Here is an 18,144-nt window from a genome sequence, read left to right on the forward strand (position 1 = left end):
GCCCATGAAGCAGTCAGGCACCTCGACCCCGTTGCAGGGCGCGGTGCAGGATCTCGCTTCCAGCGTGGTCTCCGCCCTCCGCGGCGGAGACCACGCCCACGCGGCCGTCACCACGACGGCCGGTGCGGAAGCGGGAGGCCTCGCATACGCGGCCATACGTGTGCTGGGAGCTGACATGCTGCTGCCCAGCACCCTGCTGCACACCCCGACCTCGCACAAGGAACTCGCCGTGTTCCGCAAGGTCGTGGAGACCTACACACCGGCCCCCGACGCGACACCGCCCGTGGCGTGGAGCCATTGGGGCATGCGCAGCGCCCTGAGGCGCCTCGACCCGGGATACACCGACAGTTCCGACCGAACGCCCGACGCCTCCTGGCTCGACGGCGCGAGCTGGCAGCACCTGACGCACCAACTGGCCGTGCTGGCGTCCCTGGCCCTGCCCGGAGAGGACAACGCCGTGGTCCGCGTGGTCGGGAGCCGCCCGGTCGACGTCGCCCGTGGCTTCGTCCGCGCGGTGCGCCGCAGGGACTGGCTTCAGGCCGCCGGCGCAGGACGCTGGCTCACCGTGCTGGACGGCGTGCCGGAGACGCTGGGCCTCGAACGAGGCCTCGACTTCGTCGAGCTGATGGGCGGTCAGGATCCGCGTGTCGAACTCCAGCTGCGGGCGGCGCGGCTGCTGGAGAAGGGACCCGGCGCGTGACGGCGTCCATGGACGTGCGCAGGGTGCTGCGGCAGGTGGCCGATCCGGCCATGGAGTGGGTGTTCGCACACCGCGGGGAGTTCGCGCTCGGCGAGGAGGCCCTGGCACCCGACGACGAGGTGAACCTCAGCTGGAAGCCGCTGGGCGAACTCGCCGTGACCTGTGCGGCCGTCTCCCGTCACACCGCGCCCTGCGACCCGCTGCACACCCGGGCGGCGGAACTGCTGTCCTTCGCGTGGCAGCAGACCGGCCAGGGGGAGCTGTTCCTGCGCATGCAGTGCCTCGAACCGTTCGCCACCTACCCGCTGGAGGTGTACGCCGCTCTGGCCTCCGCGGCCGACGTTCGGCACGCCGGCTACGAGGACGCCGCGGCCGTGCTCACCCGCACGCGTGGCTGGCAGCTCACCGAGCAGGAGCCGACACGGCGGCTCGCCGTCCTCAACGCCGAGGAACGCGCCGGTGTGCGTCGGCCTGACGGGAGGGCACAGGCGCTGGCCCGTACATGGCTGGGCGGGCTGCCGGAACCCTGGACCTTCGAACGCCACGCCGGGTACGCCGTCACCCATGTGGTCTTCCACCTGACCGACTGGGGGCGTGCCGGGCCCCGGTCCGTACCGCCGGACCTCGCCGCCTATCTGGACGACTGGCTGCCGCCGTGGCTCGACACCTGCCTGGACGCCCGGATGTGGGATCTCGCCAGCGAGTTGCTGGCCGTTGCGGCCACCCTGCCGAAGCGGCCCGAACCCGACGTGCTCCAGGACGCGTGGGAGCGCATCGCCGCGGCACAGCGCCCCTCGGGCGCGATACCCACGGTGGGGCAGAGCGGTCAGCACACCGAGGACGAGGACTTTCTGGGCCACTACCACACCACCCTCATGGCCCTTTTCGCAGCGGCTCTGACCGCCGGGCGGCTCGACGACGGGCAACCCGCTCCCGATACGCGCCACCGGCCCGAGCGGCACGACGGACAAGGAGTGCTGGGATGACCGACACGCGTCTCATCCACACGGTCGGGGTCCGGGCCCTCGAATGGCTATGGGCCCACCGCGACGGGTTCCGGCTGGAGCTCGACGTGGACCCGGAAGTCGGCTTCCTCCAGAGATTCAAGCCCATCGGGGAACTGGCCGTGATCTGCGGGACCCTCTTCCGCGAGGGCGTGGCCGGGTCGCACCAGACGCGGATGGCCCACCAGCTCCTCGACCACGCGTGGCGGGAGACACTGGACGGCGGCCGGATGCTGGTACGCGGGCAGCGTACGGAGCCGATCTCCCCGATCCCCTTCGAGGTCTACCAGCCGTTCAAGGAACTCGGCTACCTCCAGCCCGAGCTGGAACGGGCCATCGCCCTGAACCACCGGCTGACCAGCTGGGCGGGCGCCGAACTCACCCCCACTCGCCGCCTCGGACTGTGCGGGACCGAGCGCCGCTTCGGCCTGCCTCCGCGGCACCCCGAGGACGAGGTGCGGCGCGGCACCTGGCTGGCGCGGACGCCGGAACCCTGGACGGTGGACTGGCACTTCGCCTACGACATCACCCACGCCGTGTTCCACATGGCCGACTGGGGCGAGAACCTCGACGGCATCCCGCCCGCCGTCGCCGACTATCTCTCCGCCTGGCTGCCGGCCTGGATCGACGACTGGCTCGATCTGGAAAGCTGGGATCTGCTGGGCGAACTGCTGGCCGTCGACGCCTGCCTGCCCCAGCCCGCCCTGGACGAACGGGCCTGGACCGCCTTCGCCGCCGCCCAGCAGCCCGACGGTGCCATGCCCGCGGAGCGAACGATGCCCGAAGGAGACCGGGACGAGGTGTTCGACATGGTCTACCACCCCACCCTGGTCGCCGCGTACGCATCGGCACTGGCCACATCCCGGTGCCTGGCCGAACTGTCCCGCGCGTCATGACGGGGCGTCCGCCGACCGGCTGGCCGGGTGAACCGCCCGACGCGGAGACCACGGATCCGGGCGTCACCCGGGAGCACGAGCAGAGGCCACCGCACACCTCGCACCGGGACGATGCCCTCCCGGCCGACGAGCACCTCTGCGAACGACTGGAGGAGGCCGTCACCACCTGCGGAGCCCCCGATGTCGTCTTCGCCCTCTCCCGCCACGGCCACCGCACCATCCGCAGCGGCGGCACCAACCCGCCCCCGCCCCTGCCCCGCGAGGACCTCCGCTACGAGATGGGCTCGGCCACCAAGACGTTCACCGGCCTGCTCCTCGCCCACCTGATCGACCGAGGCGAACTGACCGGCGGTGAACCGGCCCTCGCCCTGCTGGACCGCGGACGGCCCGCGGGGACGGCTCCCGTGACCCTGGCCCATCTGATCACCCACACCTCCGGACTGCCCGCCCTGCCGCCCGGCTTCCTCCGCCGTGCCCTCCCGGCCTGGCGCACCAACCCCTACGCCCGCTTCCCGGCCGACCGGGTCGTCGACGCCTTCCTGCGCCACCCGCCCCACCACCGCCCCGGCACCCGCTGGCACTACTCCAACTACGGTGTCGCCGTCCTCGGACACGCCCTGGCCGCCGCGACCGGCACTCCCTGGGAGGACCTCGTCACCGGCCGGGTGCTGCGTCCGCTCGGCCTCGACGGCACGACCCTGCGCGCGGACGACTCGGGACTCGACGCCGTCGGGCACGGCAAGGACGGCGAGACACCCGTGCCCCCCATCGACGCGGGTGGCTTCCAGGCGGCCGGCGCCGTGCGCGCCACGCCGCACGACCTGCTCACCTACCTGGAGGCCCAGCTGAACCCGGGCGAAGCGCCGCCGGACCTCGCGCCCGCCCTGCGCGCGGTGCGCCGCCCCGTGCTCCGCAGAGGCCTGACGCACCGGCACGTGCACACCGTCGCCTGGTTCCGTCACCCCACCGACGGCGGACCGCTGTACTTCCACAGCGGCGCGACCCTGGGCCAGCAGGCGTTCCTCGGTTTCCGCCCCGACACCGGCATGGCACTGGCCGCCGTCTGCACCCGCCGCTTCCGCGCCCGCGACCCGTTCATCGCCGCCGCATACGCGCTGCTGGCCGGGGAGTGACCGGGCCCGCCCGGCGCCGGCGGCACAGGCCGCTGCGGCGCCGGACAGCCCTGACCCCTCGTCACACCCGCTGCCACAGGGCGGGGGTGCCCTCGGGCGCCCAGGGGCCCTGGGCCTGGTGGGTCTGCAGGCACTGGTAGCGCACACCCGCGTGCGTCACCGTGACCCCGGCCTCGTAGACCCGGCCCGCGGCCCAGGTCTGCGCGGCGTTGCCCTGCGGCGCCGGGGTCTCCGCCCCGGCGGTCTTCAGGGTGAGGCCGAAATCGCTGAGCAGCGCGTTGATCGGCTGGTAGAACGTGGTGCCGCCGCTCGCGCAGTCACCGGTGCCGCCGGACGTCACGCCCTGCGCCTGGACCCCGGAGACGTACGGCCCGCCCGAGTCGCCCGGTTCGGCGCACACCGTCGTCCGGGTCAGCCCGTCCACCCGGCCCTCGGCGTAGCTGACGCTCGTGTCGTGCTGCTCGACCTCGCCGCAGTGCCAGCCCGTGGTGGAGCCCGAGCGGCAGACCGCCGCCCCGACGAGCGCCTGGACGGAGCCGGTGATCTCCACCGTCTGCCCGCCCTCGCCCTTCACCTGGGGCGTGGCCTTCCACGGGTCGGTGACGGCGACCCACGACATGTCCTTGCCGGGGAAGGTGGAGGCCTGGAAGGTGCCCTGAGCCGCCTTGTTGTACCCGGTCGTCTTGGCGCCCGGCTTGCCGCAGTGGCCCGCCGAGGCGAAGCCCTCCTGCTCGCCCTTGGTGACGGAGAAGCCGATGGAGCAGCGGGCGGTGCCGTCGATGTAGTAGGCGTCGCCGCCGGTGAGATCCTCCATGAGCCGCGGCCGGTTCTTCGTGACCTTCACGCCCACGCGCTTGCCGTCGAGCCCGGCGGCCTCGACGAACGCGGCCGCGGCGGCCCTGCTCGCGGCCTCCACCACGACCCGGTTGCCGGGGATGTCGACGTACCACAGGGGCGTCCGGCCGGTGTCGCTCCGGGCGGCCGCCGCGTCCAGCTTCTCCTTGGCGGCGCGCAGGTCGCGCAGCGGCGTCTTCACGACCGCCGCCTTCGCACCCTGGGCCTCGATGGCGGGCACGTCCGTGGCGTCCGTGGTCGCCACCATCAGCTCCTGCGACGACGTGCCGCGCAGCCAGGCTCCGGCGAAGCGGTCGCCCAGGGCGTTGCGCAGACGCCCCGCCCGGGTGCCCGCCTCCGCCTCGTTGACCAGCCGCCGGGACGCCTGGGCCGGCGTCAGCCCGAGGTCGCGCTCCAGGGCGCGCAGCATCGGGGCCGACGGCCGGTCGGCGCCGAGGGTCTGGGCGGCCGAGGGCACGGAGCCCGCAGCGGGGATCGGTTCGGCCGCCACGGCGGCGGGGATGCCGGTGGCGACGAGCGCGCCGAGCGTGGTCAGCGCCACCCGGCGGCCGGTCACGGCATGTCTGTGGACCATGCGATGTGTCTCCTTCGATCACTGGGTTCGACAGGGGTCTCGATACGGGGTTCGACACGGAGGGCCTAGCCGCAACGGCCCGGGGTGATGTCCGCCGCCGTCCCGTTTCGCGCTTTGGTGCGGGGAACGGCGCCATGTGCAGTAGGGCGGACGCCTCACGCGGACTTCAGGCCGGGCGAACCCGCCTCCGTGACAAAGGACGCGGTCGTGGAGATGCCGCCCCCGGGTGTCGTGATGGCCGGGACGGTCCGGAAGTCGACCTGGGCGTTGTCGCGGCCCAGGTCGACCCGGACGTAGCCGCGCCGCCCGTCGAAGTGCTTCATGTGGGGGTTGGCCTTCATGTAGGTGTCCCACTCGGCGGGCTTCGCCGCGCCGTTGCCGCCACTGGCGACGGAGGTGCAGGTGAACTCCGTGCCGACCGTCTTGGAGTCCGGGTCGTCGAAGTTCTCCTTGATGTCGAAGGCGTACCCGACGTGGACGTCACCGGTGAGGACCATCAGGTTGTCGATGCCCGCGGCCTTCGCGCCCGCCATGACGCGGCCGCGCGAGCCCCGGTAGCCGTCCCAGGCGTCCATGGAGACCCGGGCTGGTTCGGTCAGGTCGAACTTGCGCTGGGAGAAGCACACCTGCTGGGGCAGCACGTGCCAGAGCGCGGCCGACTTCTGCCAGCCGTCCAGCAGCCAGCGCTCCTGGTCGGCACCGGTGAGGGTGCGGGCCGGATCGTCCGACTCGGGGCCCGGCGCGTGCGGCCGGTCGCTGTAGGCCTGGTCGGAGCGGTACTGGCGGGTGTCGAGGATGTCGAACTGGGCGAGCGAACCCCAGGCCAGCCGCCGGTAGAGCCGGGCGTCGGGCCCGCTCGGCAACTGCTCGGCGCGCAGCGGCTGGTTCTCCCAGTACGCCCGGTAGGCCGCGGCCCGCCGCACCAGGAAGTCCGCCGGGGTGCTGCCCTTCTCGTCGTAGGCGCCCGCGTAGTTGTTCTCCGTCTCGTGGTCGTCCCAGGTGACGACGAAGGGGTGCTGGGCGTGCGCGGCCTGGAGGTCCGGGTCGCTCTTGTAGAGCGCGTAGCGCAGCCGGTAGTCCGCGAGGGTGGTCGCCTCGCGGTTGAACACGTCGGGCAGCTTGCGGTCGGTGTAGCGGCGGGCCCCGCCGGCGGAGTCCACGGCGTACTCGTACAGGTAGTCACCGAGGAAGAGGACGACGTCGACGTCCTCCTGCGCCAGATGCCGGTGGGCGGTGTAGTAGCCGTCCTGGTAGGCCTGGCAGGCGACGGCGGCCAGCCGCAGGCCGTCGGCGTCACTGCCCGGGGCCGGGGCGGTGCGGGTGCGGCCCACGGGGCTGATCCAGGTACCGACCCGGAACCGGTAGTAGTACTCACGGTCCGGTAGCAGGCCCTTGACGTCGACGTGCACGCTGTGGGCGTACTCCGGGTGGGCCGTGGCCGTGCCCTCCTGCTCGACGAGGACGAACCACTCGTCCAGCGCCACTTCCCAGGAGACGGCGACCCGCTCCTGGCCGAGGCCGCCGTCCTCCGCGAACGGCTGGGGCGCGAGCCGGGTCCACAGCAGCACGGAGTCGGTCAGCGGGTCCCCGGAGGCCACGCCGAGGGTGAAGGGGTTGTCGGTGATCCGGGCCGTGCGGAGTTCACGGGTGGCGGTAGCGCCGCGCGCCGGCCGGTTGGTGCCGAACGCGAGCATCGCGGCGGCCGCGGTGACGGTCAGGAAGCGACGGCGGGCGAGATGCGGCGCCGCGCTGCGCAGTACGGCGTCGTGCGGGGAGAAGGCATGCTCGGAGGGTGGTCTTTGACGGCCCGTCAGCGCCATCTGATGTCCTCTCGTACGGGGCACGTGCGCCCCGGACGGACGCGTGGGGACATCGCCGATGTGCGGAGCGCGGAGTTCGCATGCTAAGCAGACAAAATGCCTGAAACGGGCACGACGTGCGGGGGGTTCACACCACAGGCGGTACCCGGGCGGCTCGAAGCGCGCGGCGGCGGGCAACAGAAACCGCCGCCGGTGTTCACCGGCGGCGGAGGGGGAGAGGTGGTCTCAGTGGGTCCTCAGGGACCCTCGATGGGCCTGACGTGACCTCAGGGGTCGTGCTCAGTGGGCCTGTTGGGCGGCGGCCCCGGTCGCGGCGGGCTCCCGGACCGGCAGGTGGTACACGTGGAAGGCCCGCCCGATGACCGGCTGGGCCACATTGCGCACCCGCACGCCGCCGCTCGTCATGCCGTGCTCGGTGCCGGCGTGCGCGTGCCCGTGCACCGCGAGGTCGGCCCCGGCCGTGTCGATCGCCTCGGCCAGCAGATAGCTCCCCAGGAACGGGTAGATCTCCAGCGGCTCGCCCGCCAGGGTGTCCGCGACGGGGGAGTAGTGGGTCAGGGCGATCTGTGCGTCACAGCCCTCCTCGCCCAGTCGCTCCAGGGCGGCCCGCAGGCCGTCGGCGCACCGGCGCGCGTGCCGGACGAACTCCTTCATCACCGGCTCGCCGAACTCCCCGGCGCAGCGGCCCACGAAGCCGCCGCCGAACCCCTTGGTCCCGGCGACGCCGATCCGCGCACCGCCGCTCTCGACGACCGTCCCCTGCCCTTCCAGAACGTGCGCCCCGGCGTCCCGGAGGATGGCCGTGACCTCCTCCGGCCGGTCGTCGTGGTGATCGTGGTTGCCGAGCACGGCGACGACCGGCACGGCGAGACCCTCGATCTCCCGGGCCACCACCCGCATCTCCTCGGGCGTGCCGTGCCGGGTGAGGTCCCCGGCCAGCAGCAGGAGGTCGGCGCACTCGGGCAGGGTCTCGAACGCGGGGCGCAGCACGCCCTGGCTCTCGGGCCCCATGTGGATGTCTCCGACGGCTGCGACGCGGATCATGAGAGCTCCTCCGCGTGGTCGGGGGAGGACGCCTCGGTGACCACGAGGTCGCTGTGCACGGGGAACCCGGCGAACTCCTCATGGACGGTGCGCAGGATCTCGTCGCGGCAGGGCGCCGAGGGCACGGTGCCGGTGAGCAGCACCGTCCGGCCGCGGGCCTCGACGCGTACGCCCAGTTCGCCGAGCGCGCCGGAGGCGAGGTGGTCCTGAAGGTGGGCGATGCGGTAGTCCAGGTTCTCGGCCGGTGGCCCGCCGCCCGCGTCCTGTGAACCGTGGGTGCTCATGAGTGCTCCTTCGGATGACGTGTCAGCGCTCCGGGCGGACGTCAGATGACGTTCAGGCGCTCCAGGAGGAAGAAGAAGGCCGCCGGCATGGGCTCGTCCCCGCACTCGCGCCGTACCCGCTCCCAGTCGACCTTCTCCCGCAGCGCGCGGGCGATGGGCAGGGCGGCCCCGAAGTCGCAGTGGTGCTCGGAGAACGCGGCGGTCAGGCTCCACAGCAGATCGGTCGGGGCCAGCACGGGCATGCGCACCGAGTCGACCGACAGCTCCTGCGCCCGCTTCAGCATGTCCGCGCCGACCGGCCGGTTGGCCAGCTCGAAGATGAGGTCCACCGGCTGGCCGAAGCACGTGGCCTTGATCAGCCAGTCCTCCGGCGGGGTGTAGACCGTCAGCCCGGCTTCATGGAGGGTGGCCGCCACCGCTTCCGCGTCCTCGGGCCGGATCGCGAAATCGACGTCGTGCTGGAGGTTCTTCTCGCCGCCGTGGGCGTAGGCGGCCACGCTGCCGGCCAGCGCGAACAGGTGCCCCTCGCGCTTGAGCAGGGCGCCGACCTGCTTGGCCGCCTCCAGGAGCGCCTGGTTGCGGTCCTGGGGGAGTTCCCGCAGAGGCTGGTCCGCCTGCGGGTCCTGTGGTGGCGCGGGCTCGTCGCCGTCCGGTGCCGCCCGGAGGTCGGGGATCCCCGGGCGCCGGACGAGCGTCGCGTCATCACCGTTCTGCGTCATGACCACTCCTTCGCCGAACCGGGCACTCCGCTCCCGTGCGGTGCCCGGACCGAGACGGCCTGTGTGCCTGCACTGGGTACCCGGCGCGCCCGCCCCGACACGGACGGCTTCCGAAGAGGCGGGCGGTCACAGGCCCTGCCGTACCTCTCACACCTCGGCCGAACAAGACAAGCGCACAGCCTCACGACGACGGAATATGGGGCAAAGGTGCAGGAAACCGGATGAAGCCACTGGGTGACGCGATTGTGGAGGTCGGCATGGACCAGGAGACATCACGCTCGTCCGGACTTCCGCAGCCGTTGCGGGCCGTGGCCTCGGGCCTGAAACACCTGCCCGGTGCGGAACAGGTGGGCAAGGTGGCCACGGACGCGCTGGACAGGATCGGCGCGGTCTCCCCACGCGGCCGCCGGATGGCCGTCTACGCGGGCGCCGGGGTGCTCGGCGTGGCCGGAGTCGTGGAGTGGCCGGTGGCGGTGACCGGCGCGGCCGTGGCCTGGCTGACCCGGCCGCGGCCCGACAGCGCGCCGACCGACGGCGGCACCCGGACGGCCCAGACCGGGAACCACCGCCCCGCCCGCAGCGACGACGAGGACACCTCCGCGCACGGCCCGGGCGGCAGACTCACCCCCTCCCGCCGCCGCGACGAGCGGCCGGAACAGCACGTCCACGAACAGCCCGCCAAGGTCGGCGACACCGCCACCGCCTCCGCGCTGAAGCAGGTCGCCGAGGCCACCGCGCACCACGGCGAGGAGCACCCCCACGGGCCCGCGCGCGACAGCCGCCCCACCGGCTGAGCCGGGACGCCGGCAGATGCTCGCACTCTTCGACGTCACCCCGCTCACCGGAGCCATGGCCGAGGCCGCGGCGGGCGCCCTGCGCGGCGCGGCCCGTTCGATGACGTCCGCCTACGACACCACGCGCCGCGTCCGCAACGTCGCGCGGGGCGCCCTGGCCGGCGGACCGCACTGGAAGGCCGGGCAGCGCCTCCACCTCGCGCTGCGCGGACCCGACGGCGAGGCCGGGGCCCTGGCCCGCCAGGTCGCCGAGGAACTGGTCGAGCACCCGGACGTGCTCACGGCGTACTGGGACGGCGGACTGTCCCGCCTGGTGGTCACCGTCGCCGAGGACGCCGCCACCGACCGCGTCACCGAGCGGGCCACCCAGCTCGCCACCCGGTTCGGCCTGGCCGAAGGAGCCGACCCCAACACCCGGGACACCAGCCACCCCGGGGACCCCACCGAGGTGCGCGTCACCGCCGCGGCGATCCTGATGGACGCCGCGGGAACGGCCGGTGCCCTGGCCGGCCGGTCCCTGCGGCTGCCGCCCACCTCGCGCGTCATCACCGCCACCGTCACGCTGCTGCGGGAGAACCCGCGCTTCAGAGCCCTGCTCCGGCAGCGGTTCGGCACGGCCGGCATGGAACTCGTCCTCGCCGCGGCCAACGCAGCCGCCCACGGCATCGGCCAGACCCCGCTCGCCCTGGTGCTCGACGGTGTGCTGCGCGGCAACCAGCTCACCGAAGCCGTGGCCAGGGCCGCGGCCTTCGAGACGCTGCACGACGACGTCTGCCACCACCGGCGCACCAGCCTGCCCGGTCCCGTCGGCAGCCGGCCGCCGCTCAGGGTGACCCCCGCCGCCGAGTACGCCTCCCATGCCGGCACCGGCAGCCTTGCCGGAGCCGCCGCCACCCTCCTCGTCACCCACAACGCGGGAGACGCGGCCGAAGCGGTCCTCGCCGGATCCCCGAAGGCGGCCCGGTACGGCCCCGCCGCCTTCGGCGCCACCCTCGGCACCTTCCTCGCCCACGCCGGGATCCTCCTGCGCAACGGGGAACGCCTGCGGCAGCTGGAGATCGCCGACGCCCTGGTCCTGCACGCCGACGCCCTGCGCAGCCCGCGGCCCGACGACACCGGCGACGGCCCGCCCGACGACCCGGTCCATCCCTTCGCCGAGGCCGTGCTGGACGCCGCCCGCAGGGCCGGACTGCACGTCGTCATCGCGGGCGGCACCGACCTGAAGGACATCACCCGCCTCGCCGACGAGGTCGCCCCGAGCACCAAGCCGTTCGGAGACGTCGTACGGGCCCTCCAGGACGAGGGACGCGTCGTCGTGACCGTCGCCCGCCCGCACGAGTCCGGCGACGGGCACGTCGCGGCCGGACTGCCCGCCGGAGACGTGGCCATGGCCCTCGCCGACGGAGGGGCGGCCGTCTCCTGGGACGTCGACGTCCTGGCCCCGGGCGGCCTCGCCGACGTGTGGCGGCTGCTCGCCGCGATCCCCGCCGCCCGGCGCGTCGGACGCCGCTCGCAGACCCTGGCCCGCGCCGGCGCGGCCCTCTCCGGGCTCCTCGTCGCCCGCGGCGGACACCCCCCGGGCCGGCGCCTCCTGTGGCCCCTCACCCGGCACGCCCCGGTCAACATCACCGCCGCGGGCGCCCTGCTCACCGGCTGGTACGAAGCCGCCCGGGTGGCCCGGGCGACCCCGCCGCCGCCCCGGCTGCACATTCCCTGGCACGCCCTGGAACCCCAGGAGGCGCGTGACCGGCTCGGGCGCGCCGACCGCGACGGCGAGCCCCGCGGACTCGCCCTGCTCGCCGACCGCTCCAGGCAGCAGGCCACCCGCCTGACCCGGCACCCGGCCGTCGCCCCCGCCCGCTGGACGTGGCAGGCCGCCGGCGCCGTACGCCGCGAACTCGACGACCCGCTGACCCCCGTCCTCGCCACCGGAGCCGTCGCCTCCGCGCTGCTCGGCTCGGTCGTCGACGCGCTGCTCGTCGTCGGCGCCATGGACCTCAACGCCGTGACCGGCGGACTCCAGCGGCTGCGCGCCGAACAGGCCCTGGCCCGGCTCGCCGCCCGCCAGCAGCCCAAGGCCCGCAAGCAGAACGGCGGCACACACACCGTCACCGTCGACGCCGCCCGGCTGCGCCCCGGGGACGAGATCAGCCTCGGCGCGGGCGACGTCGTCCCCGCCGACGCCAGGCTGCTGGGCGTCGACGGACTGGAGGTCGACGAGTCGGCGCTCACCGGCGAGTCCCTGCCGGTGACCAAGTCCGTAGACGCCACCCCCGGCCTGCCGGTGGCCCAGCGCACCTGCATGGTCTTCGAGGGCACCACCGTCGTGGCCGGACGGGCCACCGCCCTCGTCGTGGACACCGGCGAACAGACCGAGGCAGGCCGGGCCGTCACCCTCGCGGCCCGCACCCCGCCCCCCGCCGGTGTCCAGGCCCGGCTCCAGGAACTGACCCGCAAGGCCCTGCCCGTGACCTTCACCGGCGGCGCGGCGGTCACCGGGCTGTCCCTGCTGCGCGGCAGCCCCGTCCGGCGCGCCGTCAGCGGCGGTGTCGCCGTCGCCGTCGCCGCCGTCCCCGAGGGGCTGCCGCTCGTCGCGACCGTCGCCCAGATGGCGGCGGCCCGCAGGCTCTCCCGCCGCGGCGTCCTGGTCCGCACCCCGCGCACCCTGGAGGCGCTCGGCCGCGTCGACACCGTCTGCTTCGACAAGACCGGCACCCTCACCGAGAACAGGCTGCGCCTGGTCCGCGTCGCCGCCCCCGACGGCACCGTCGTCGCCACCGGCGACGAACCGGCCGCACCCGTCGTACGCCTGGCCGCGCGGGCCTGCCCGCAGGAAGAGACGGGGCAGGGCCGCCGCGTCGCGCACGCCACCGACGAGGCCGTCCTCGACGTCGCCCCACCCGACCCGGGATGGACCCCCACCGGCGAACTGCCCTTCGAGACCCGCCGCGGCTACGCCGCCGCCGTCGGTCGCGACGGCGACCCGGACAGCGGGGAGGTGCTCGTCGTCAAGGGCGCTCCCGAGACGATCCTGCCCGCCTGCCCGGACCTGCCGGGCCACGCCTGGGACACCGCTCACGAACTGGCCGGGCAGGGACTGCGCGTCCTCGCCGTCGCCCACCGCGCCTGCCGGGCCGGCGACGCCGAGGCCGAACTCGACCTGCCGCTCGCGGACCTGGAGTTCAGCGGCTTCGTCGCCCTCGCCGACGTCCCGCGCGACACCTCCCACGCCCTGCTCGCGGAGCTGCGCCGCTCCGGCATCCTGCCCGTCATGCTCACCGGCGACCACCCGGAGACCGCCCGCGCCATCGCCCTGCAACTGGGCTGGCCGAAGGAGACCGAGGCGGTGACCGGCGACGAACTCGTCGCCATGGAACGCCGCGAACGCGTCCGGGTGCTGCGCGGCGCCGGTGTCATCGCCCGGGTCGCCCCCGAGCAGAAACTGCATGTCGTCGAGGCCCTGCAACAGGCCGGGCGGGTCGTGGCGATGGCCGGCGACGGCGCCAACGACGCCGCCGCCATCCGCGCCGCCGACGTCGGGGTCGGCGTCGAGTCCCGCGGCTCCGCCGCCGCCCGCAACGCCGCCGACCTCGTGCTCACCACCGGCGACCTGTCCGTCCTGGTGGACGCGGTCGCCGAGGGCCGGGCCCTGTGGCGCAGCGTCGCCGACGCGGTGAGCATCCTCATCGGCGGCAACGCCGGCGAAGTCGGCTTCAGCGTCCTCGGCACCCTGCTCGCCGGCGCCTCACCCCTGTCGACCCGTCAGCTGCTGCTGGTCAACCTGCTCACCGACATGTTCCCGGCCATGGCCGTGGCCGTCACACCGAGCAGCGACCCCGCCACCGCCGAGCACGCCGCGACCGGCCCGATGGGACTGGACGCCCTCGGCGCGCCCCTGCTGCGTTCCATCCGCCGCCGCGGCATCACCACCTGCTTCGGCGCGGTCGCGGCGTACTTCATCGGGCGCCTCACCCCCGGCACCGAACGCCGGTCCACCACCATGGCCCTGTGCGGTGTGGTCGGCGCCCAGCTCGTCCAGACCCTCTCCGGGCGGCGCCACAGCACCCTGGTGTGGGTCACGGCGCTCGGTTCCGCCGCCGTCCTCGCCGCCCTCGTCCAGACCCCCGGCGTCAGTCACTTCTTCGGCTGCACCCCGCTCGGCCCCGTCGCCTGGTCCGGCGTCGCCCTGGCCATCACCCTGTCGGCCCTGGCCCCGCGCCTGGAGCGGCTCCGCGCCGTGCACGCCCTCTACGACGCCGCGGCACAACTCGCCTCGCGCCTGGGCGACCTGGGCGAGCAGGCCCGGCAGCTCCTCCGCAGCGGCATCGCCGCCCCCGTGGCGTAGCGGGCGGGCACAGCGGGAGGCCGCCGCCCCATGCCGGGACGGCGGCCTCCTCACACCGGCTCACACCTGGTCAGACCTGGCCACGCCAGGCGCCCGTCTCCGCTCCGCGGGACTCCATGAACTCCTTGAAGCGCGCCAGATCACCGGAGACCTGCCGCTTCACGAAACCGAGCTTGTCGCCGACGGTCTCGGCCACACCACTGGGGTCGAAGTCCATCTGCAGCATGACCTTGGTCGTGTCGTCCTGGATCCGGTGGAACGTCACCACACCGGCCTGCCGCGCCTCGCCGCCCACGGTGGTCCAGGCGACACGCTCGTCCGGGACCTGCTCGGTGATCTCCGCGTCGAACTCCCGCGCCTGGCCGCCGACCTTCGTCACCCAGTGCGTCAGGGTGTCGGTGCGCTGCTCGATGCGCTCGACACCGTCCATGAACTGGGGGAAGGACTCGAACTGCGTCCACTGGTTGTACGCGGTGTGCACCGGCACGCGGACCTCGATGGATTCCTCTACCTGCGACAAGGCGATGCCTCCCTCTCTCGTACGTGAGCGGCGAACGGGTACCGGATCTCGCGCGGTTCACTCCTGGTCATCGCGACTCGTCCCACCAGGTGTCTTTTCCGCTGTCGCTGGTACCCGGCCCCGAACCACGGAACGGGAGGCGATGGCCATGACGGACACGCACCGCACGGCGCCCGCCCCGCGGCACACCATCGACAGCGTGAAGGCCGACATGGCCGAGATCAAGGAGAGTGCACAGCGATGACCCAGCCCCCGCACGACGAGCCGACCGCCCGCAGCCAGGAGGAGCTGCGCGAGCAGGTCGAGCACACCCGCCAGGAACTCGGCGACACCGTCCAGGCCCTGGCGGACCGGGCCGACGTCAGGACCCGCGCCCGGGAGAAGGCCGTGGCGGTCGGTGAGCAGGCCAGGGCCAAGGCCACGCAGCTCGCCCACACGGTGGAGGGGAGGCTGCCCGAGCCGGTGAAGCAGAAGAGCGCTGCCGCCGCCCAGGGCGCGAGGGAGAAAGCCGCACAGGCCGATCAGGTCTGGCAGGACAAGGCCCCGCGGCAGGTACGCGACCACCGCGCCGCCCTGCTGGCGGGCGCGGGCGCCGTTCTCGTGGCCTGCCTGCTGATCCGCCGCCGAGGCAGCCGCTGAACCTGCCCACCGATCCGCTGTCACGGCGACGGCCGGGCGACGACAGCGACACCCGGGCCCCGTCACCACACACGGTGACGGGGCCCCGGCTTGCGTGACGGGGGCCCGGACGGCAAGGTCGGGTGCCGTGGCCACCTTGCTGATCGTCCATCACACGCCCTCGCCGAACTGCCAGGCACTGTTCGAAGCCGTCGTCTCCGGGGCGACGGACCCCGACATCGAGGACGTCCGGGTCGTGCGCGTGCCCGCGCTGTCCGCCACCGCCTCCGACGTCCTCGCCGCCGACGGCTTCCTCCTCGGCACACCCGCGAACCTCGGCTACATGTCCGGCGCCCTCAAGCACTTCTTCGACCAGGTCTACTACCCGTGCCTGGACGCCACGCGCGGACGCCCCTTCGGCTACTGGGTGCACGGCGGCAACGACGTCACCGGCGCGGTGCGCGGGATCGAGTCGGTCACCACCGGGCTCGGCTGGCGCCGGGCCGCCGAGGCCGTCACCGTGACCGGCGAGCCGGACAAGGGCGACCTCCAGCGGTGCTGGGAACTGGGCGCGACCGTCGCCGCCGGGCTCATGGGCTGAGCCGGGCCGGGTCAGGTCTCTTCCAGCCGGCGCCGGTCCTGCTCGTCCCACGCCCGGGTGTCACGCGGCTGGGTGTACGGCTCGGCCTCCGGCGGATGCCCACCGGCGATGGCCCGCTGCCGCACCGTCTCCGCGTCGAACTCCAGACCCAGCAGGATCGCCAGATTGGTGATCCACAGCCAGATGAGGAACACAATGACACCGGCCATGGTGCCGTAGGTCTTGTTGTACGAGGCGAAGTTGGCCACGTAGACCGCGAAACCGGCGGAGGCGGCCATCCAGATCAGCAGGGCCAGGAAACTGCCCGGGGTGATCCAGCGGAACCCCTTCACCTTGGCGTTGGGGGCCGCCCAGTACAGGATCGCGATCATGGAAACCACCAGCAGGACCAGCACGGGCCACTTGGCGATCGACCACACCGTCAGCGCGGTGTCGCCGATGCCCAGGGCGTCTCCGGCCTGCTGCGCCAGCCCGCCCGAGAACACCACGATCAGCGCGCTGATGACGGCCATCACCAGCAGCAGGACCGTCACGCCCACCCGCATCGGCAGCAGCTTCCACACCGGCCTGCCCTCGGGCATGTCGTAGACGGCGTTGGCGGAGCGGATGAACGCCCCCACATAACCGGACGCCGACCACACGGCCAGCACCAGACCGAGGATCGCCATCAGCGAGCCGACACCGGCGTTGCCCTGCAACTGGTCGACGGCCCGGGTGATGATGTCGCCCGCCGAGCCGGGCACGAGTTCGCGGACGTTCTCGGTGACCTTGTCCGTGGTCGAACGGCCGGTGAGGCCCAGCATCGACACCAGCACCAGCAGCGCCGGGAACAGCGCCAGCACGCCGTAGTACGTCAGCGCGGCCGCCCGGTCGGTGAGTTCGTCGTCCTTGAACTCCCGCAGACTGCCCTTCAGCACCGCGCCCCACGACTTCCGGGGCATCTCGGTCGGCGAGTCCGGCGCCGCCCGCTCCACCTCGGGTCCCGGCCCGGGCTCCTCGGCGACGGAATCGGGCCCGTCACCCCGCTCGGCGCCGGGAGGGGACCCCCGACGATCAGCGTCGGGCGACACCCGGCGGTCCGACCCAGGCGCCTCCCGCCGGTCCGACTCCGGCGACACCCGCCGGTCCGCCTCGGCCGACACTCGGCGATCGGCGTCGGGCGTGACACGGCGGTCCGACCCGGGCGCCTCCCGCCGGTCCGACTCCGGCGACACCCGCCGGTCCGACTCGGCCGACACTCGGCGATCGGCGTCGGGCGACACCCAGCGGTCCGCCTCCGGCGACGCCCGGCGATCGGCGTCGGGCGACACCCGCCGATCCGCCTCCGGCGACACCCGGCGCTCCGCCCCCGCCCCGGAGCGCGGCTCCCGCGAGCGTGGTGCCTCGGCCTCGTCGTGCTCTTTACGTCCCGGAATATGCAGCTTCACCATGTGAGCCGGGTAACCCCAGCCCGCCCCCTTAAGCCGCGTCCGTTCGAGCCGGACGTCCTCGCCGCTCGGAATGAGGTTGAGGGAGCGCTCCCATGCCCGGCACGATGCAGCCATGACCGCAACGCCCGCCATCCGCCCGTACCGCCCCGAAGACCGCTCCGCCCTCGACGACATCTGCATCCGCACCGCGCACCACGGCGAGGACAGCCGCCCCCACTACGCGGACCCGGGCATCTTCCCGGCGACCTTCGCCGCGCCGTACGTGCACCTGGAACCGGACCTGGCCTTCGTGCTCGAAGACGGGCACGGGCAGGCGGTCGGCTACATCCTGGGCACGGCCGACACCCCACGCTTCGCCGAGGCCTTCCGCACCACTTGGCTGCCCCTGGTCGCCGACCGCTACCCCGAACCGCCCCGGCCGCCGCGCACCCCGGACGAGGCGATCGCGGCCATGCTGCACCACCCGGAGCGGATGGTGCTGCCCGAACTGGCCGCCCATCCCGCGCATCTGCACATCGACCTGCTGCCCGACCGGCAGGGCCGCGGCCACGGACGCCGTCTGATGCGGACGTTCCTGGGGGCCCTCCAGGACAGAGGCGTGCCGGCCGTGCACCTCTCCATGGCGAGCGCCAACACCCGGGCCAGGGCCTTCTACGACCGGATGGGCTTCGAGGAGATCACCGTCCCCGAACCGGGCGAGGCCACCTGCCTCGGACGCACCACCAAGGACCTCGAACGGCTCTGACCGAGACGGAAGTGGCGCGATTCGAGCGTTGCCGACGCATGTCATCGGGTGCAGCCTGGAGA

The 18,144-nt window shown here is 73.7% G+C and carries 16 protein-coding genes; 9 read left to right on the forward strand and 7 right to left on the reverse strand.

All coding sequences use genetic code 11. From position 1 onward, the window contains the following. Nucleotides 1–4 precede the first annotated feature (4 nt). Genes ACFZDE_RS03880 through ACFZDE_RS03895 form a run of 4 tightly spaced genes read left to right on the forward strand, consistent with a single transcriptional unit; the run spans nt 5 to nt 3,733 of the window. Complete coding sequence (locus tag ACFZDE_RS03880; protein ID WP_391197089.1) at nt 5–700, forward strand: hypothetical protein; 696 nt, start codon at nt 5–7, stop codon at nt 698–700. A gap of 8 nt (nt 701–708) precedes the next feature. After that, entirely contained in the window at nt 709–1,686 is a 978-nt protein-coding gene (locus tag ACFZDE_RS03885; RefSeq protein ID WP_391197466.1) for a DUF6895 family protein, read from the forward strand. After that, nucleotides 1,683–2,600 carry a DUF6895 family protein gene (locus tag ACFZDE_RS03890; protein WP_391197091.1) on the forward strand — a complete coding sequence of 306 codons (918 nt, stop codon included), beginning with the start codon at nt 1,683–1,685 and terminating at the stop codon, nt 2,598–2,600. Before ACFZDE_RS03885 ends, ACFZDE_RS03890 begins: the two co-directional genes overlap by 4 nt. Next, nucleotides 2,597–3,733 (forward strand): serine hydrolase, encoded by a 1,137-nt coding sequence (locus ACFZDE_RS03895; RefSeq protein ID WP_391197093.1) that lies wholly within the window; start codon nt 2,597–2,599, stop codon nt 3,731–3,733. Before ACFZDE_RS03890 ends, ACFZDE_RS03895 begins: the two co-directional genes overlap by 4 nt. Nucleotides 3,734–3,794: 61 nt before the next feature. On the opposite strand, the gene ACFZDE_RS03900 is transcribed toward ACFZDE_RS03895, so the two are convergent. The 5 genes from ACFZDE_RS03900 to ACFZDE_RS03920 form a co-directional block, all read right to left on the reverse strand. Continuing rightward, nucleotides 3,795–5,162 carry an alpha-lytic protease prodomain-containing protein gene (locus tag ACFZDE_RS03900; protein ID WP_391197096.1) on the reverse strand — a complete coding sequence of 456 codons (1,368 nt, stop codon included), beginning with the start codon at nt 5,160–5,162 and terminating at the stop codon, nt 3,795–3,797. A gap of 155 nt (nt 5,163–5,317) precedes the next feature. Further along, on the reverse strand, nt 5,318–6,982 hold the full coding sequence (locus ACFZDE_RS03905) for an alkaline phosphatase D family protein (protein WP_391197098.1): 1,665 nt from the start codon (nt 6,980–6,982) through the stop codon (nt 5,318–5,320). Between the two features lie 279 nt (nt 6,983–7,261). Further along, complete coding sequence (locus tag ACFZDE_RS03910; RefSeq protein ID WP_391197100.1) at nt 7,262–8,026, reverse strand: metallophosphoesterase; 765 nt, start codon at nt 8,024–8,026, stop codon at nt 7,262–7,264. Further along, complete coding sequence (locus ACFZDE_RS03915) at nt 8,023–8,310, reverse strand: hypothetical protein (RefSeq protein ID WP_391197102.1); 288 nt, start codon at nt 8,308–8,310, stop codon at nt 8,023–8,025. The genes ACFZDE_RS03910 and ACFZDE_RS03915 overlap by 4 nt, the downstream gene beginning before the upstream one ends. A gap of 41 nt (nt 8,311–8,351) precedes the next feature. Then, the gene (locus ACFZDE_RS03920) at nt 8,352–9,029 is read right to left on the reverse strand and encodes a nucleotidyltransferase family protein (RefSeq protein WP_391197104.1); all 678 of its coding nucleotides are present in this window, start codon (nt 9,027–9,029) and stop codon (nt 8,352–8,354) included. 221 nt (nt 9,030–9,250) lie between these two features. Between ACFZDE_RS03920 and ACFZDE_RS03925 the strand changes: the two genes are divergently transcribed. Together ACFZDE_RS03925 and ACFZDE_RS03930 are read left to right on the forward strand one after the other, a co-directional pair. Further along, entirely contained in the window at nt 9,251–9,823 is a 573-nt protein-coding gene (locus ACFZDE_RS03925) for a hypothetical protein (protein ID WP_391197106.1), read from the forward strand. Nucleotides 9,824–9,839: 16 nt separating this feature from the next. Further along, entirely contained in the window at nt 9,840–14,168 is a 4,329-nt protein-coding gene (locus ACFZDE_RS03930; RefSeq protein WP_391197107.1) for an HAD-IC family P-type ATPase, read from the forward strand. Between the two features lie 70 nt (nt 14,169–14,238). Here ACFZDE_RS03930 and ACFZDE_RS03935 read toward each other — a convergent pair whose 3' ends face one another. After that, nucleotides 14,239–14,688 (reverse strand): SRPBCC family protein, encoded by a 450-nt coding sequence (locus ACFZDE_RS03935; protein WP_391197108.1) that lies wholly within the window; start codon nt 14,686–14,688, stop codon nt 14,239–14,241. Nucleotides 14,689–14,928: 240 nt separating this feature from the next. Here ACFZDE_RS03935 and ACFZDE_RS03940 point away from each other — a divergent pair, with 240 nt between their 5' ends. Beyond that, nucleotides 14,929–15,327, forward strand: a complete 399-nt coding sequence (locus tag ACFZDE_RS03940) for a DUF3618 domain-containing protein (RefSeq protein ID WP_391197109.1) — start codon at nt 14,929–14,931, stop codon at nt 15,325–15,327. Nucleotides 15,328–15,454: 127 nt separating this feature from the next. After that, the gene (locus ACFZDE_RS03945) at nt 15,455–15,907 is read left to right on the forward strand and encodes an NAD(P)H-dependent oxidoreductase (RefSeq protein WP_390990221.1); all 453 of its coding nucleotides are present in this window, start codon (nt 15,455–15,457) and stop codon (nt 15,905–15,907) included. A gap of 11 nt (nt 15,908–15,918) precedes the next feature. On the opposite strand, the gene ACFZDE_RS03950 is transcribed toward ACFZDE_RS03945, so the two are convergent. Beyond that, nucleotides 15,919–16,881, reverse strand: a complete 963-nt coding sequence (locus ACFZDE_RS03950) for a YhjD/YihY/BrkB family envelope integrity protein (protein WP_391197469.1) — start codon at nt 16,879–16,881, stop codon at nt 15,919–15,921. A 568-nt stretch (nt 16,882–17,449) separates the two neighbouring features. On the opposite strand from ACFZDE_RS03950, the gene ACFZDE_RS03955 reads away from it, so the two are divergent. Beyond that, nucleotides 17,450–18,082: a GNAT family N-acetyltransferase gene (locus ACFZDE_RS03955; protein WP_391197112.1), complete on the forward strand. Its 633-nt coding sequence runs from the start codon at nt 17,450–17,452 to the stop codon at nt 18,080–18,082. Nucleotides 18,083–18,144 lie beyond the last annotated feature (62 nt).

The organism is Streptomyces sp. NPDC007929 (assembly GCF_042959065.1).
Taxonomy (GTDB): Bacteria; Actinomycetota; Actinomycetes; order Streptomycetales; family Streptomycetaceae; genus Streptomyces.

Excerpts from the sequence above, each read along its gene's own strand:
- ACFZDE_RS03920 (WP_391197104.1), bottom strand. The coding sequence starts at position 9,029 with ATGACGCAGAACGGTGATGACGCGACGCTCGTCCGGCGCCCGGGGATC.
- ACFZDE_RS03900 (WP_391197096.1), bottom strand. The coding sequence starts at position 5,162 with ATGGTCCACAGACATGCCGTGACCGGCCGCCGGGTGGCGCTGACCACG.
- ACFZDE_RS03915 (WP_391197102.1), bottom strand. The coding sequence starts at position 8,310 with ATGAGCACCCACGGTTCACAGGACGCGGGCGGCGGGCCACCGGCCGAG.
- ACFZDE_RS03955 (WP_391197112.1), top strand. The coding sequence starts at position 17,450 with ATGACCGCAACGCCCGCCATCCGCCCGTACCGCCCCGAAGACCGCTCC.
- ACFZDE_RS03910 (WP_391197100.1), bottom strand. The coding sequence starts at position 8,026 with ATGATCCGCGTCGCAGCCGTCGGAGACATCCACATGGGGCCCGAGAGC.
- ACFZDE_RS03880 (WP_391197089.1), top strand. The coding sequence starts at position 5 with ATGAAGCAGTCAGGCACCTCGACCCCGTTGCAGGGCGCGGTGCAGGAT.
- ACFZDE_RS03895 (WP_391197093.1), top strand. The coding sequence starts at position 2,597 with ATGACGGGGCGTCCGCCGACCGGCTGGCCGGGTGAACCGCCCGACGCG.
- ACFZDE_RS03885 (WP_391197466.1), top strand. The coding sequence starts at position 709 with ATGGACGTGCGCAGGGTGCTGCGGCAGGTGGCCGATCCGGCCATGGAG.
- ACFZDE_RS03925 (WP_391197106.1), top strand. The coding sequence starts at position 9,251 with ATGAAGCCACTGGGTGACGCGATTGTGGAGGTCGGCATGGACCAGGAG.
- ACFZDE_RS03905 (WP_391197098.1), bottom strand. The coding sequence starts at position 6,982 with ATGGCGCTGACGGGCCGTCAAAGACCACCCTCCGAGCATGCCTTCTCC.
- ACFZDE_RS03890 (WP_391197091.1), top strand. The coding sequence starts at position 1,683 with ATGACCGACACGCGTCTCATCCACACGGTCGGGGTCCGGGCCCTCGAA.
- ACFZDE_RS03930 (WP_391197107.1), top strand. The coding sequence starts at position 9,840 with ATGCTCGCACTCTTCGACGTCACCCCGCTCACCGGAGCCATGGCCGAG.
- ACFZDE_RS03940 (WP_391197109.1), top strand. The coding sequence starts at position 14,929 with ATGACCCAGCCCCCGCACGACGAGCCGACCGCCCGCAGCCAGGAGGAG.